The organism is Modestobacter muralis (assembly GCF_010682105.1).
GTDB lineage: Bacteria > Actinomycetota > Actinomycetes > Mycobacteriales > Geodermatophilaceae > Modestobacter > Modestobacter muralis.
The window spans coordinates 37,090-50,626 of record NZ_JAAGWH010000040.1 but is presented as its reverse complement, the minus strand read 5'-3'; the positions used below and the strand labels follow the sequence as shown (position 1 = coordinate 50,626).

Genomic DNA, 13,537 nt, shown 5'->3' with positions numbered 1-13,537 from the left:
TCTCCTGTGGCCGGGCGAGAGGGCGGTTCCGCAGCCCCGGTGCAGGGGCCCGCCACGAGCCTGCGAGTGGCGGGGGGCACCGGGGTCCTTCGACTTCGTCAGAGCGCGGGGACACGCTCCGCGTGGTGGCAGGCGGTGGGGGTGTCGCCGACCAGCCGCAGCGGCGGCCGCTGCTCGGCGCAGACGTCCGTGGACAGCGGGCAGCGGGGCACGAACGGGCAGCCGGTCGCCGAGGCCTGCGCGGACCCGGCCGTGCCCATGCCCAGCGCCTCCCGCGCGGCGCGGCGGGCGGCCTGCTCGGCCGGACGCGGCACCGGCGCGGCCGAGGTCAGCGCCACCGTGTACGGGTGCCGCGGCGCCTGGGTCACCGCCTCGACCGGCCCGGTCTCCATGACCTGGCCGCGGTAGAGCACCACGGCCCGCTGGGACAGGAACCGCACGACCCCGAGGTCGTGGGCGATGAACAGGAACGACAGGCCGCGCTGGTCGCGCAGGTCGGCCAGCAGGTTGAGCACCTGCGCCTGGGTGGAGAGGTCCAGCGCCGAGACCGGCTCGTCCAGCACGACCACCTTCGGCTCGCAGACCAGCGCCCGGGCGATCGCGATCCGCTGCCGCTGACCGCCGGAGAACTGGCCGGGGTACCGGTCCACGGCGTCCCCGGGCAGACCCACCGACTCCACGCCGGCCCGGGCCCTCCGCAGCGCCTCCGCGGCGCCGATGCCCATCAGCCGCAGCGGCTCGACCAGCGTCTGGCCGATCGTGCGCGAGGGGTTGAGCGAGGAGTACGGGTCCTGGAACACCACCCGCAGGTCCGCCACCTGCCGGCTGCGCTGCTTGAGCGACATGCCGGTGATGTCCTGCCCGTGCACCCGCACCGTGCCCGCCGACGGCTTCTGCAGACCGAGCAGGGCCTTGCCGATCGTCGACTTGCCCGAACCGGACTCCCCCACCAGGCCCAGCGTCTCGCCCGGGGCGATGTCGAAGCTGACGCCGTCCACGGCGGGCGGTGCGTTGCGGGCCTTGCGCCCGGACCCGTAGCGGACGACGAGGTCGCGGACCTCCAGGGCGGGCACGGTGACCACGCCGGACGCGGCGGGGTGCGGTGCGGCGACGGTCATCGGGACGCTCCTGCGGTCGGGGTGGGCTCAGCGGCGTGGCGCGCACCGGCGGCGGGCGGGAGCTCGGCGCCGGCCCGTTCGGCGTGCCAGCTGACGCCCGCGTCGTGGACCTCGTGGACGCGGGTGCAGAGCACGGTGCCGTCGCCGTGCGCGGGCAGTGCCGGGAAGGGCACGGTGCACTCGGCCTGGGTGAACTGGCACCGGCCGGCGAAACGGCAGCCGGTGGGCCAGGACCCCGGCGCGGGGACGGTGCCCGCGATCGAGGCCAGCCGGGTGGGCATCGGCGCACCGTCGGGCACGTGCGGGTTGGCTCCGAGGAGGGCCATCGTGTACGGGTGCGCGGCGTCGTCGAGCACCGGCGCGGTGCGCCCGGACTCCACGACCTGACCGGCGTACATGACCACGACGTCGTCGCAGATGTCGGCCACCACGCCCAGGTCGTGGCTGACGACGACCACCGACAGCCCGGTGTCGCGGACCAGCGCGCGCAGCAGGCTGAGAATCTCCGCCTGCACCGTGACGTCGAGGGCGGTCGTCGGCTCGTCGGCGATCAGCAGCTGCGGCTCGCCGGTGAGCGCCAGCGCGATGCAGACCCGCTGCGCCATGCCGCCGGACAGCTGGTGGGGGTGGCTCTTGAGCACCCGGTCGGCGTCGACGATGCCGACCTGACGGAGCAGCTGCGCCGCTATCTGCCGGGCCTCAAACCGGCCGACCCCGCGGAAGCGCCGGATGGGACCGATCAGCTGGTAGGCGATGGAGAACATCGGGTCCAGGGCGACCATCGGCTCCTGGGAGATCATCGCGATCTCCCGGCCGCGGACGCCGTTGGCCTGCTTCTCCGTCAGCCCGGCGAGGTCGCGGCCCTGCCAGAGGACCTGCCCGCCGCTCACCGACACCCCGTCGGGCAGCAGGCCGAGCAAGGAGCGGGCGGTCATGGTCTTGCCGCAGCCGGACTCACCGACCAGTCCGAGCACCCGGCCCGGCGCCACGGTGAAGGAGACGTCGCTGACCAGCTGCGGGCCGTCGTCGACGGACACGGTGAGGTGGCGGACCTCCAGCACCGCGGCCGGATCGGCCGGCGCGGCGTCGGCCACCCGGACCGGAGCCGGCCTCCTGCTGCGGGCGGGCGCGGTGACGTGGGCCACCTTGCCGGCGAGGGCGTCGGCGAGGACGTTGGCCGCCACGACGGTGAGGGCGAGGACGACGCCGGTGGGCACCATCAGCCAGGGCGCGTCGTACACGTGACCCGAGGCGTCCTGGATCATGATCCCCCAGCTGGGGACCGGCTCGGCCGGGCCGAAGCCCAGGAACGCCAGGCCGGCGTTGATCAGGATCGCGATGCCGAACAGCTGCGCGGCCTGGACGGCGATGACCGTGGCCATGGCCGGCAGGACGTGCACGGTGTTCACCCGCAGCGAGCCCAGGCCGTTGACCCTCGCGGCGTCGACGTACAGCCGCTGGCGCACCGACTGGGCGACGCCCAGCATGATCCGGTAGACCGCGGCGGAGATGAGCACACCGAGGACGGCCATCACGACGTAGGTCCGCACCCCGATGACACCGATGACGGCCAGCAGGATGATCGTGCTCGGCAGCGCCATCAGCATCTCGGTGCAGCGGCTGATCACCTGCTCCACCCGGCGGCCGCGCTCGGCGGCGATCAGCGCCAGCGGGATGCCGATGCCGAAGGCCACCGCGACGGTGACCGCAGCGGCCAGCAGCGGCTCCGCGCCGGCGGTGAAGATCCGGCTCAGCAGGTCCCGGCCCAGCGGGTCGGTGCCCAGCCAGTGCGCACCCGAGGGGAGCGACAGGCGGTTGGCCAGGTCCTGGTCGTTGACCTCGTAAGGCCGCCACAGCGGAGCGGTGAACGACAGCAGGACGACCAGCAGCAGCCAGCCGACTGCGAGCAGCGGCCCGGGCCGGCGCAGCGCAGCCGGGAGGAGGCGTCGGCGGGAGGACGGCGGCGCGACCTGGGTCGAGGCGTCGTCGGCGGCGTCGAGCGGGAGGACGCTCATGCGGTACGCACCTTCGGGTCCAGCGCTGCGACCACGAGGTCGAGCAGCAGGTTGGTGAGGACGACGACCACGGTCGCGACGATGACCACCCCGATCAGCGCCGGGAAGTCGTGCGAGGAGACCGCGGCCTGGCTGGCCTGCCCGAGGCCCGGCAGCGCGAAGAGGTTCTCGATGATCACCGAGCCGCCGAACAGCGCGATGAACTGGATGCCGAGCACCGAGATCACCGGCACGCTGGTCGAGCGGAGGGCGTGCACGTAGCGAATCCGCCAGGCCGGCGTCCCGACTGCCCGCAGCGTGCGGATGTGCTCGGCCTGCAACGCGTCGCGCATCCCGGCGTTGGCGGTGCGGGCGACGATCGCCGCGCCGCCGACCGTGAGCGCCAGCACCGGCAGGAGCAGCCCCTTGGCCCAGTCGATCGGTGAGTCGGCGAAGTCCACGTAGCCGGTGGCCGGCAGCCAGCCGAGCTGGATCGACAGCACGTAGACGATGAGGATGCCGACCCAGAAGACCGGCAGGGACAGCGCGACGCCACTGCTGGAGGTGATGAAGGTGCCGAACCGGCCACCGCGGACCGCGGCGGTGACGCCGAGGAACACCCCCACCAGGCCGGACAGGACGGTCGCGAACAGCGCGATGAAGCCGGTGACCGGGAGGCGGGCGGCCAGGTCCGCGCCGATGTCCCGGCTGTCGATGATCGAGGTGCCCAGGTCACCGCGGAGCAGGTGGCCCAGGTAGTCGAGGAACTGGGTGACCAGCGGGCGGTCCCAGCCCAGTTCGGCGTTCTTGGCCGCGATCTCCGCGGGCGTGGCCCCCGGGCCCAGGACGATCGCGCCGGGGCTGCCGTCGGTGGCGTGCACGAGCAGGAAGCTGATCAGCACGGCGACCAGCACCGTGACCACCGCCAGTGCGAGCCGGCGGGTGAGGTAGCCGAGCATGTCCGTTCCTCCTCCAGGAGAGCGGGCCGGGAGCCGGTGGCCGCGGGGGTCCGCGGCCACCGGCCGATCAGCGAGCCGAGGTCAGCTGGCCGGCGTGAGGCTGGACAGGACGAGGAAGCCGTTGTCCCCGGCGAACGCGGGAGCGCCGACCTTCTCGGCGTTGTAGCCGGTGTAGATGAAGTCCTCGTACACCGGGATGAACCAGCCCCTGTCGGTGATCGCGGCGTTGAGCTGGGTCAGCGCCGTCTCCTGAGCGTCGCCCGTGGCACCGAGTGCGGCGCCGAGCGAGCCCTCGATCGCCGGGTCGGTCGCCTTCTGCAGGTTCACGAACCCACCGACGAGCACCCCGGCGACGAAGCCGGCCGGCTTGCTGCCGATGCCGAACGGGCCGAAGAGCATCGGCTCCGTCTGGGCGGCGGCGAACACCGCGTCGGTCGAGGTGGCGGTGACGAAGTTCATCGTCACGCCGATCTCCTGCCACTGCTTCTGGATGGCGATCTGGTCGTCGGCTGGCTGGCCCAGGACGGTGATGTCGAAGGAGAACCCGTCCGGGTACCCGGCCGTGGCCAGCAGCTCCTTGGCCTTGGCGGGGTCGTAGGCGTACCGCTCGTCGATCGCCGGGTCGAAGCCCGCGGCGGACTCGGGGAACAGCTGGGCGGTCGCCCGGGCACCGGGGTGCAGGTCGGTGACCAGGGACGCGCGGTCGATGCCGTAGGACAGCGCCTGCCGCACCTCGACCTTGCCGAAGGCCGGGTTCGTGACGCCGGTCTTGTCGGCGACCGGGAAGCCGACGATCGTGCCGCCGGACTTGACGATGGCCTGCCGGCTCTCCACCAGGTCCACGGTGCTGCTGTCCAGCTGGGTGGCGACGTCGGCCTGACCGGAGACCACCGCGTTGGCCAGCGCCTGGTCGTCGGTGATGACCTTGACGACGACCTCGTCGAAGGCGAAGGCGTCGGCGTTCCACGCCTCGGCGTTCTTCTCCAGACTGTAGGAGCTGCCCTTCGTGGTCCCGCTCGTGGCCAGCGTGTAGGGGCCGGAGCCGTCCGGAGTGGTGGCGAGGGTGCTCGGGTCGGCGACCGCCGTGGGGCCGACGATGGTCCCGTAGGTGTCGGCCAGGTTGACGTCCGGGCTGGCCTGCGGAGCGGCCCAGGTGAGGACGACGGTCTGCGGGTCGGGCGCCGCGACGTCGGCGATCTCGGTGCTGCCGCCGGGGGCGAAGGTGTTGTACGCGGCCAGCTCGGTGTCGCTGCGCCGGTCGAGGTTCGCCTTGACCACCGAGGAGTCGAGGGCCGACCCGTCGGTGAAGGTCACGCCCTGCTTCAGCGTGAGCGTCGTCGTCAGGTTGTCCGCGCTGTTCGTGAACCCGGTCGCCAGGCTGGGCACGATGGCGCCCGTGCCGTCGGTGACGAAGAGGGCGTCGTACATCGTGCTGAAGAACTCGAACTGCCGCTGGCCGTAGAGCAGCGGGTCGTAGCCGTTGGGCGCGGCGTCCGCGTCATAGGCGATGGTGAGCGTCTGGGTGTCGCTCGCGCTGCCACCGCCGCTCCCACCGCTGCCACCACCGCAGGCGGACAGGGTGGTGAGGGCGCCGGCGGCGAGCACGGCGACGCCGGTCCGCAGCAGGGACGGGCGACGCAGCACCCGGGTGTCACGAGTCCTGAAACGATTCATTCCGGTCTGGCTCCTTCGCTTCGTTACGGAGGGGTCATGTCGGCCGGGGGACTCGGCCGCACCGGGAGCCCGGCGTTGACAGAGACGATGCGGGCGGGCTCGTCGTGACGTCAGGCACAATGCCGACCAATGGAAGGAAACTGTGGCGCACGCCTCACTGCCGAGGACGTGGAGGGTGGCCGATGACCGAGGACCCGATCCCTGCGGCCCGGGTGCGGGGCCGCCGCCCGCCGCAGGGTGACCCGGTCGTCGACCGGGCGCTGGCGCTCCTCCAGGCCTTCGACGCCGGGCACCCGTACCTCACGCTCAGCGAGCTCAGCCGGCGCAGTGGGATCCCGGCCAGCTCGGCACTGCGACTGGCCGGCCGGTTGCTGGAGTGGGGCGCGCTGGAGCGCGGCGCCGACGGCCGGTTCTCCATCGGGCTGCGACTGTGGGAGGTCGGCTCGCTTGCTCCTCGTGGTCACGGCCTGCGCCAGGTGGCACTGCCGTTCATGGGCGACCTGGAGGAGGTCACCCGCCAGCACGTGCTGCTCGCCGTCCGGGAGGGCGAGGAGGCGCTGATGGTCGAGCGGCTGTCCTCCCACGGCGCGGTGGCCGCCCTCTACCGGCCCGGCGGCCGGATGCCGCTGCACTCGACCGGCGTGGGCCTGGTGCTGCTCGCCTTCGCCGACCCGGCCTTCCAGGAGCAGGTGCTGGCTCAGCCGCTGGTGCACCAGCCCGAGAAGGTGCCGGTCTCCGCCGCCGCCCTGCGCCGCACACTGGCCGAGATTCGGCGCGACGGGCTGGCCACGTTCCGGCGCGGTGCGCCGGGGCCCATCGTGTCGGTGGCCGCCCCGGTGCACGACGCGCAGGGCACCGTCGTGGCGGCGCTGTCGGTGGTCGTCCCGGCGGAGAACGCCGAGCCACGACTGCTGGGACCCGCCGTGCGCACCGCCGCCCGCGGCATCTCGCGCGGCCTGGGCGCACGGCGTGCCCTCGACGCGAGCTGAGCGGACCGCTCTGCCATTGACCGGCAGGAGTGCTGATCACGGTGAGCCGCGTCACGCATGCTGCCGGCATGACCGCGTCTGCCCAGTCCCGGCCGGAGTCCTCCGCCACCTTCCCCGACGGCTTCCTCTGGGGCACGGCGACCGCCGCGCACCAGGTCGAGGGCGGCAACGTCAACAACGACCACTGGGAGATGGAGCACGCCCCGCACTCCCCCTTCGCCGAGCCCAGCGGCGACGCGTGCGACTCCTGGCACCGCTGGTCCGACGACCTCGACCTGGTCGCGGGCGCCGGGCTGAACACCTACCGGTTCAGCCTGGAGTGGAGCCGGATCGAGCCCGCGGAGGGCGAGGTCTCGCGCGCCGCGCTGGACCACTACCGGCGCATCGTCGACGGCTGCCGGGACCGCGGGCTCGCCCCGATCGCCACGCTCGTCCACTTCACGATGCCGCGCTGGATGATGCACGACGGCGGCTGGACGGGCGCGAAGGCCGGCGACCGGATGGCACGCTTCACCGAGCTGGCGCTGCCGGCCGTCGTGGACGCCGAGTACGTCGCCACGATCAACGAGCCGAACCTGATGGCGGTCCAGCCGGTGATCGGTGGGATGGCCCGCCGTGGCGAGGAGATCAAGGGGCTCCCCGTGCCCGACCAGGGCGTGGCCGAGGCACTGATCGGCCTGCACGGCCGCAGCATGGAGGTGCTCCGCGGCGCCGGGTCGCCGCCGGCGGGGATGACGCTGGTCGGGCTGGAGTACGTCGACGAGGGCGGTGGCGCGGAGCCGCTGCAGGCCGCCCGCGCCGCGATGATGGACCAGTTCCTGCACGCGGCCAGGGGCGACGACTTCGTCGGCCTGCAGGTCTACACGGCGCAGCGGTTCGGCAGCGACGGGCTCATCGCCCCGCCGGCGGACCGGCAGACGCTCGCGCACGGCATGGAGCGCCGGCCCGAGGCGCTGGGCGCAGCGGTCAGCCACGCCGCCTCGGTGCTGCCGGCCACCCCGCTGCTGGTCACCGAGAACGGCATCGCCACCGCCGACGACACCGACCGGATCGCCTTCACCACCGACGCGCTGCGCAGCCTGTCCGCGGCGATCGCCGACGGCGCGGACGTGCGCGGCTACGTGCACTGGAGCCTGCTGGACAACTTCGAGTGGATGCTCGGCTTCGCCCCGACGTTCGGACTCGTCGCCGTCGACCGCGAGACGTTCACCCGGACGCCGAAGCCCAGCCTGGCCTGGCTCGGCGAGGTGGCCCGGCGCAACGGCCTCGCCTGATCACCGTGCCGTCCAATGGCACACCCCTGGGGAACGGTGACCCCCGTCACCGAAGCTCAGACCAGTCAACGCCGACCTGATCCGGGAGCACCCATGAGCTTCGAGTACCTGATCGACCCCGCCAACGGTCCGCAGTGGAAGGGCGTGCTCCCGGGCACGCCGCAGCCCTACGTGCTCCGGCGCGGCGAGGGCGAGCACGCCAAGCTCTTCGGTGACGTGTTCACCGTGCTGCTGTCCGGCGACGAGACCGGCAACCAGTTCGGGATCATCACCAGCGCCTCCCCCGCCGGCGACGTCATCCCGACCCACTCCCACGACGCGACCCACGAGACCTTCTACGTGCTCGAGGGCAAGGTCCGGCTGTTCTTCGTCGACGGCGAGGGCGCCAAGCAGTCCCAGCTGCTCACCCCCGGCGACTTCGGGTACGTGCCGGCCGGCTTCGCCCACGCGTACCAGATCGTGGAGGACGCCCGGATGATGGGCACCCTGTCCGGCGGGTTCGAGCGGTTCTTCCAGCACATGGGCACCCCCACGGACTCCACCGCGCCCGACCAGCCGCCGTTCATCCCGGACTTCCCGCGCATGCAGGCGGCCGCGCAGCAGCACAGCATGCAGTTCATGCGCGACTTCGAGTGGCCTGAGCCCACCGCCTGACGCCCGCTCGTCGCACCCGCCCGGGCGCGGTCCTCCCCGGACCGCGCCCGGTCCGTTGAGGAGACCCGTGCCCACTCCCGCACTCCCGCTGCCCCCACCGGCCCATGCCGCCCCGCTGCCGCCCGTCCGCACCGGTGCCGGCGGCGTCCGGGTGCTCACCGGCGTCCCGTACGCGGCGCTGCCCGGCGCCCGCCCGCTCGAGCTGGACCTGTACCTCCCGGCCGGCCCGGGGCCCGCGCCGGTCGTGGTGTTCCTGCACGGTGGTGGCTGGCGGCTGGGCAGCCGGCACACCGCCGGCCCGGCCTACCGGGGCGCCGACCCGACCCCGTTCGAGCAGGTCGCCCAGGCCGGCATCGCGGTGGCCAGCGTCGACTACCGGCTCTCCGGTGAGGCGGTCTGGCCCGCCCAGCTGCACGACGCCAAGGCCGCCGTCCGCTGGCTGCGCTCCCGCGCGTCGGAGCTGGGTCTGGACGCCGACCGGGTCGCCTCCTGGGGCGAGTCGGCCGGTGGGCACCTCGCCGAGCTGCTCGGCCTGACCCCCGACGACCCGGCGCTGGAAGGCGAGGTCGGGGTGACCGGGCCGTCGAGCACCGTGGCCGCCGTCGCCGCCTGGTACGCCCCCAGCGACGTCGCCGCGGTCGCCACCGACCTCGGCACCGACCCCACCGACCCGGGCACGCGGGAGGCGCAGCTGCTCGGCGCCCCCGCGGTCGAGGTGCCCGGCCGTGCCGCGCAGGCCAGCCCGGTCACCCACGCGTCGGCCCCCGCACCACCGTTCCTGCTGCTGCACGGCCGGGCCGACCGGTTCGTCCCGTGCGTGCAGAGCGAGCGGCTCGCCGCGCGGCTGCCCGACGTCGAGCTGCACACCTACGACGGCGCCGACCACATGTGGCTCGGCGCCCCCGACGCCGCCGCGGACGCGCTGACGCGCACGGTCGCCTTCCTGCGCCGGCAGCTGATCGAGGAGGACCGGGCATGAGGATCGTCGGCATCACGCGGGACGCCGGCGACGTCGAGGTCGGCGCGCTGTCCGACGACGGCACCGAGGTGACCGTGCTCGCCGCGCTCGAGGACTTCTGGGCGGACCCGGCCGGGCACCTGTCGGGGACGCCGGGTGGCGCGACCGTCGCCGCGGCCGGGGTCGAGTTCGTGCCGCCGGTGCTGCCCGGCGCCCGGGTGCTGTGCATCGGGCTGAACTACCTGAAGCACGTGGCCGAGGGGTCCTACGCCGCCGAGGGGGTGCCGCCGCACCCGACGCTGTTCGCCCGGTGGACCGCCTCGCTCACCGTCGACGGCGCGCAGGTGCCGGTGCCGGCGGACGAGGACGGCCTGGACTGGGAGGGCGAGGTCGTGGCGTGGGTCGGCCGGACGCTGGTCGACGCCACCCCGCAGGAGGCGCTGGCGGCCGTCGTGGGCTACTCGACCTTCAACGACCTCACCTCCCGGCGGGCGCAGAAGCTGACCAGCCAGTGGATCCTGGGCAAGAACGGCGACCGCTCCGGCCCGCTGGGGCCGCTGGTCCCGGCCGCCGAGGTCGGCGACCTGCGCGAGGGGCTGCGGGTGCGGACCCGGGTCAACGGCGAGACCGTGCAGGACGGCACGACCGACCAGATGGTCTACACCGTCGGCGACACCCTGTCCCTGGTCTCCCGGACCCTCACGCTGCGGCCCGGTGACCTGCTGGCCACCGGTACGCCGTCCGGGGTCGGCTACTCGCGCACCCCGCCGTGGCTGCTGCAGCCCGGGGACGTCGTCGAGGTCGAGGTCGACCGGCTCGGGGTCCTGACCAACACCGTCGTCACCAACGAGGTGCGCCATGAGCGGTGAGTTCAGGCAGTTCCTCTTCCCGCACGACCACCCCCGGCTGGCCGGGGTCCGCGGGCTGGACGCGTACGCCTACCGGGAGCACGCCCGCACCCCGGGGACGTTCACCGGCGGGCTGGTCGAGGGCTGGACGCCGATGTACCTGGCCGAGTTCCGCGGCGTCACCGAGGACGGCGTGCTGCGCGAGGAGCTGTACCCGCTCACCCCGGCCGAGCCCGGGGAGGAGGCGCCGGTCGCGGGGATGGTCGACGCCGCCACCGCCCTGCTCGACGCCGTGTCCCCCACCGACCGGGAACGCCTCACCCACGCCGTGGACGCCGTCGAGTGGCAGACCTGGGCCAACCCGGAGTTCATGCAGTTCGACACCGGCCTGCGCCTGGAGTTCCAGCCCGACGACGTCCGCGAGGCGGCCATGGCGCTGGTCCGGGCATCGCTGTCCCCGGAGGGGTACGAGCTCACCCGCGCGATGATGCGGATCAACGGCTTCCTCGGCGAGGTCGTCGACCTGACCACCGTGCTCAACGAGTACAGCTACAACATCGCCGTCTACGGCACCCCGGACCTGCGGGCGCCCTGGGGCTGGCAGCTGTTCGGCCACCACGCCGCGGTCAACTGCCTGGTCGTCGAGGGCCGCATGGTGCTGTCCCCGGTCTTCCTCGGCGCCGAGCCCAACGAGATCGACGAGGGCCCGCACGCCGGCACCCCGTCCTTCACCGAGCGCATCGACCTGGGCCTGCAGCTGATGGCCGCCCTCCCTCCCGAGCAACGGGCGGCGGCCACCGTCTACGCGCAGATGGTCGACCCCGCGATGCCGCCGGGCCGGGTCCACCCCGGCGACGAGCGGCACCTGGCCGGCGCGTTCCAGGACAACCGGGTCATCCCGGTCGAGGGCATTCCGGTCGCCGGCATGCCCGCGCCGGCGCAGCGCCTGGTGCGGGCCATCGCCGAGACGTTCGTCCGGCTGCTCCCCGCGGGTCCGCGCGCTGCCCGGCTCCGGGAGATCGAGGCCCACCTGGACGAGACGTCGTTCAGCTGGATCGGCGGCCACGAGGTCGGCGACGTCTTCTACTACCGCGTCCAGTCACCGGTGATCATCGCCGAGCTCGACCACCACTGCGGCGTCTTCCTCGACCACCGGACGCCGCAGCCCTTCCACGTGCACACCGTGCTGCGCACCCCGCACGGCAACGACTACGGCCGCGCCTGGGTCCGCCGGTGGCAGGCCCAGCACCGGCCCTGACCGCGGGCCGTGTCCGGCTGCCACTCAATGACATCGGGCTACGGGGACGTGACGCCCGCCACGGAAGCTGGAACCGCGATCGGTGGCCGCAGAGCCGGCCGCGCGCCCCCTCCCTCGGCCCTCCGGGCACCGCAGCACCCATGACAGGAGATCCGATGTCCCACGTGCCCGCCCACGTGCCCGTGCTCGTCGTCGGCGGCGGCCCCAGCGGCCTGTCCGCCGCCATCGAGCTCGGCCGGCGGGGCATCGAGGTGCTCGTCGTCGAGCCGCGGGCCGAGCTGGACCCGCTGCGCCCCCGGGCCAAGACCACCAGCGCCCGCACCATGGAGCACCTGCGCCGCTGGGGCATCGCCGACCGGCTGCGAGCCGCGGCCCCCCTGCCCGTCGCGCACGCCCAGGACGTCGTGTTCGTGACCGGGCTGTTCGGCCACGAGATCACCCGGTTCCGCAACGCCTTCGCGATGTACGTCGACCGCCGCGACGAGCTGGCGGAGTCCGGTCAGCAGGCGCCGCAGTCGGTGGTCGAGGAGGTGCTGCGGGAGACCGCGGCCGGCCTGCCCACCGTCACCCTGCTCCGCGGCTGGCGTGCCACCTCGGTGACCGACGGGGACGACGCCGCCTCCGCCGTCCTGGTGGACCCCGACGGCGGCCGGCACGAGGTGACCGCGGACTGGCTGCTGGGCTGCGACGGCAGCAGCGGGATCAGCCGCGCCGCGATCGGCGCCCGGTACGAGGGCTCCTCCGGTGCGCTGAAGAACTCCTCGATCACCTTCCGCAGCCGGTCGCTGGAGGAGCGCCCGCTGTGCAGCCTCGGCGTCCACTACTGGGTCATCGGGGCGCGCCGCGGCGGGCTGATGGGACGGCTGGACCTCGACGGCACCTGGTGGGCGATCGTGCAGGGCGTCGACGCCGACGCCGACGACGTCGACCCGGTGGAGCTGGTGCAGTCGTTGGTCGGCGACGCGATCGACGTCGAGGTGCTGGCCACCGACCCGTGGGCGGCGCGGATGCTGCTGACCGACCGGTACCGCGGCCGCCGGGTGTTCCTGGTGGGCGACGCCGCGCACCTGAACCCGCCGTGGGGTGGCCACGGGTTCAACACCTGCGTCGGCGACGCGGTCAACCTCGCCTGGAAGCTCGCCGCGGTCCTGCAGGGCTGGGCGCCGGCGGGCCTGCTGGACAGCTACGAGGCCGAGCGCCGGCCGGTCGCGCTGCGGACGATCGACGCGGCCGGCAGCCAGGAGGCGTTCCTCGCACCGTCCTTCGCCACCGCCGACCTCGACGACGACGGGCCGGTCGGCGAGCGGCTGCGGGCCGAGGTCGCCCGGGCGCTGCAGGTCAAGGACCCCGAGTTCCACAGCACCGGCCTGGTGCTGGGCTACGACTACCCCCACTCCCCCGCCGTCGTCCCGGACGACCGGCCGGTCCCCGTACCCGGGCTGACGACCTACACCCCGTCGGCGCACCCCGGTGCGCGGCTGCCGCACGCCTGGCTGCCCGACGGCCGGTCGCTGTACGACCTGCTGGGCGAGGGCTTCACGCTCCTGCGCCTGGGCCCCACCGCGGCGACCGGGACGGCCCAGGCGGCAGCCGCCGCCCGCGGCCTCCCGCTGCGGGTGCTCGACCTCGCCGACCAGGCCGGGCTGCGCGCGCTGATGGACGCCGACCTGGTGCTCGTGCGTCCCGACCAGCACGTCGCCTGGCGGGGTGACCGGCTCCCGGACGCCGCGGACCTGCTGGACCGGGTGACCGGTGCCGCGGCGGGCGTGACCGCGGGGACCCCGGCCGGCTGACCCGGGGCCGGGCCGGGG

11 protein-coding genes are annotated in these 13,537 nt (G+C 73.9%); 7 read left to right on the top strand and 4 right to left on the bottom strand.

Translation table 11 applies throughout. From position 1 onward, the window contains the following. Nucleotides 1–98: 98 nt before the first annotated feature. The 4 genes from GCU67_RS14330 to GCU67_RS14315 form a co-directional block, all read right to left on the bottom strand. Nucleotides 99–1,118, bottom strand: coding sequence for an oligopeptide/dipeptide ABC transporter ATP-binding protein (locus tag GCU67_RS14330; protein WP_163611895.1), 1,020 nt, complete (start codon nucleotides 1,116–1,118; stop codon nucleotides 99–101). Then, nucleotides 1,115–3,133, bottom strand: coding sequence for a dipeptide/oligopeptide/nickel ABC transporter permease/ATP-binding protein (locus GCU67_RS14325; protein ID WP_163611894.1), 2,019 nt, complete (start codon nucleotides 3,131–3,133; stop codon nucleotides 1,115–1,117). Before GCU67_RS14325 ends, GCU67_RS14330 begins: the two co-directional genes overlap by 4 nt. Then, a complete protein-coding gene (locus GCU67_RS14320) occupies nucleotides 3,130–4,071 on the bottom strand; it encodes an ABC transporter permease (RefSeq protein ID WP_163611893.1) in 942 nt (313 codons plus the stop codon). Before GCU67_RS14320 ends, GCU67_RS14325 begins: the two co-directional genes overlap by 4 nt. A gap of 81 nt (nucleotides 4,072–4,152) precedes the next feature. Next, complete coding sequence (locus GCU67_RS14315) at nucleotides 4,153–5,745, bottom strand: ABC transporter substrate-binding protein (protein WP_163611892.1); 1,593 nt, start codon at nucleotides 5,743–5,745, stop codon at nucleotides 4,153–4,155. 182 nt (nucleotides 5,746–5,927) lie between these two features. On the opposite strand from GCU67_RS14315, the gene GCU67_RS14310 reads away from it, so the two are divergent. From GCU67_RS14310 to GCU67_RS14280, 7 genes are all read left to right on the top strand, one after another. Beyond that, nucleotides 5,928–6,734: an IclR family transcriptional regulator gene (locus GCU67_RS14310; protein ID WP_170311059.1), complete on the top strand. Its 807-nt coding sequence runs from the start codon at nucleotides 5,928–5,930 to the stop codon at nucleotides 6,732–6,734. Between the two features lie 68 nt (nucleotides 6,735–6,802). Next, the gene (locus GCU67_RS14305) at nucleotides 6,803–8,008 is read left to right on the top strand and encodes a glycoside hydrolase family 1 protein (protein WP_163611891.1); all 1,206 of its coding nucleotides are present in this window, start codon (nucleotides 6,803–6,805) and stop codon (nucleotides 8,006–8,008) included. A 93-nt stretch (nucleotides 8,009–8,101) separates the two neighbouring features. Next, the gene (locus tag GCU67_RS14300) at nucleotides 8,102–8,662 is read left to right on the top strand and encodes a quercetin 2,3-dioxygenase (RefSeq protein ID WP_163611890.1); all 561 of its coding nucleotides are present in this window, start codon (nucleotides 8,102–8,104) and stop codon (nucleotides 8,660–8,662) included. Between the two features lie 67 nt (nucleotides 8,663–8,729). Then, nucleotides 8,730–9,641 (top strand): alpha/beta hydrolase fold domain-containing protein, encoded by a 912-nt coding sequence (locus GCU67_RS14295; protein WP_163611889.1) that lies wholly within the window; start codon nucleotides 8,730–8,732, stop codon nucleotides 9,639–9,641. Beyond that, a complete protein-coding gene (locus GCU67_RS14290) occupies nucleotides 9,638–10,489 on the top strand; it encodes a fumarylacetoacetate hydrolase family protein (protein ID WP_163611888.1) in 852 nt (283 codons plus the stop codon). Before GCU67_RS14295 ends, GCU67_RS14290 begins: the two co-directional genes overlap by 4 nt. Further along, nucleotides 10,479–11,726: a DUF3500 domain-containing protein gene (locus tag GCU67_RS14285; RefSeq protein WP_163611887.1), complete on the top strand. Its 1,248-nt coding sequence runs from the start codon at nucleotides 10,479–10,481 to the stop codon at nucleotides 11,724–11,726. Before GCU67_RS14290 ends, GCU67_RS14285 begins: the two co-directional genes overlap by 11 nt. Before the next feature lie 155 nt (nucleotides 11,727–11,881). Beyond that, nucleotides 11,882–13,519, top strand: a complete 1,638-nt coding sequence (locus GCU67_RS14280; RefSeq protein ID WP_163611886.1) for an FAD-dependent monooxygenase — start codon at nucleotides 11,882–11,884, stop codon at nucleotides 13,517–13,519. Nucleotides 13,520–13,537 lie beyond the last annotated feature (18 nt).

Bases quoted from the DNA above. Each gene is read 5' to 3' on its own strand.
- GCU67_RS14315 (WP_163611892.1), bottom strand. From the start codon at position 5,745: ATGAATCGTTTCAGGACTCGTGACACCCGGGTGCTGCGTCGCCCGTCC.
- GCU67_RS14320 (WP_163611893.1), bottom strand. From the start codon at position 4,071: ATGCTCGGCTACCTCACCCGCCGGCTCGCACTGGCGGTGGTCACGGTG.
- GCU67_RS14285 (WP_163611887.1), top strand. From the start codon at position 10,479: ATGAGCGGTGAGTTCAGGCAGTTCCTCTTCCCGCACGACCACCCCCGG.
- GCU67_RS14325 (WP_163611894.1), bottom strand. From the start codon at position 3,133: ATGAGCGTCCTCCCGCTCGACGCCGCCGACGACGCCTCGACCCAGGTC.
- GCU67_RS14280 (WP_163611886.1), top strand. From the start codon at position 11,882: ATGTCCCACGTGCCCGCCCACGTGCCCGTGCTCGTCGTCGGCGGCGGC.
- GCU67_RS14330 (WP_163611895.1), bottom strand. From the start codon at position 1,118: ATGACCGTCGCCGCACCGCACCCCGCCGCGTCCGGCGTGGTCACCGTG.
- GCU67_RS14290 (WP_163611888.1), top strand. From the start codon at position 9,638: ATGAGGATCGTCGGCATCACGCGGGACGCCGGCGACGTCGAGGTCGGC.
- GCU67_RS14310 (WP_170311059.1), top strand. From the start codon at position 5,928: ATGACCGAGGACCCGATCCCTGCGGCCCGGGTGCGGGGCCGCCGCCCG.
- GCU67_RS14300 (WP_163611890.1), top strand. From the start codon at position 8,102: ATGAGCTTCGAGTACCTGATCGACCCCGCCAACGGTCCGCAGTGGAAG.
- GCU67_RS14305 (WP_163611891.1), top strand. From the start codon at position 6,803: ATGACCGCGTCTGCCCAGTCCCGGCCGGAGTCCTCCGCCACCTTCCCC.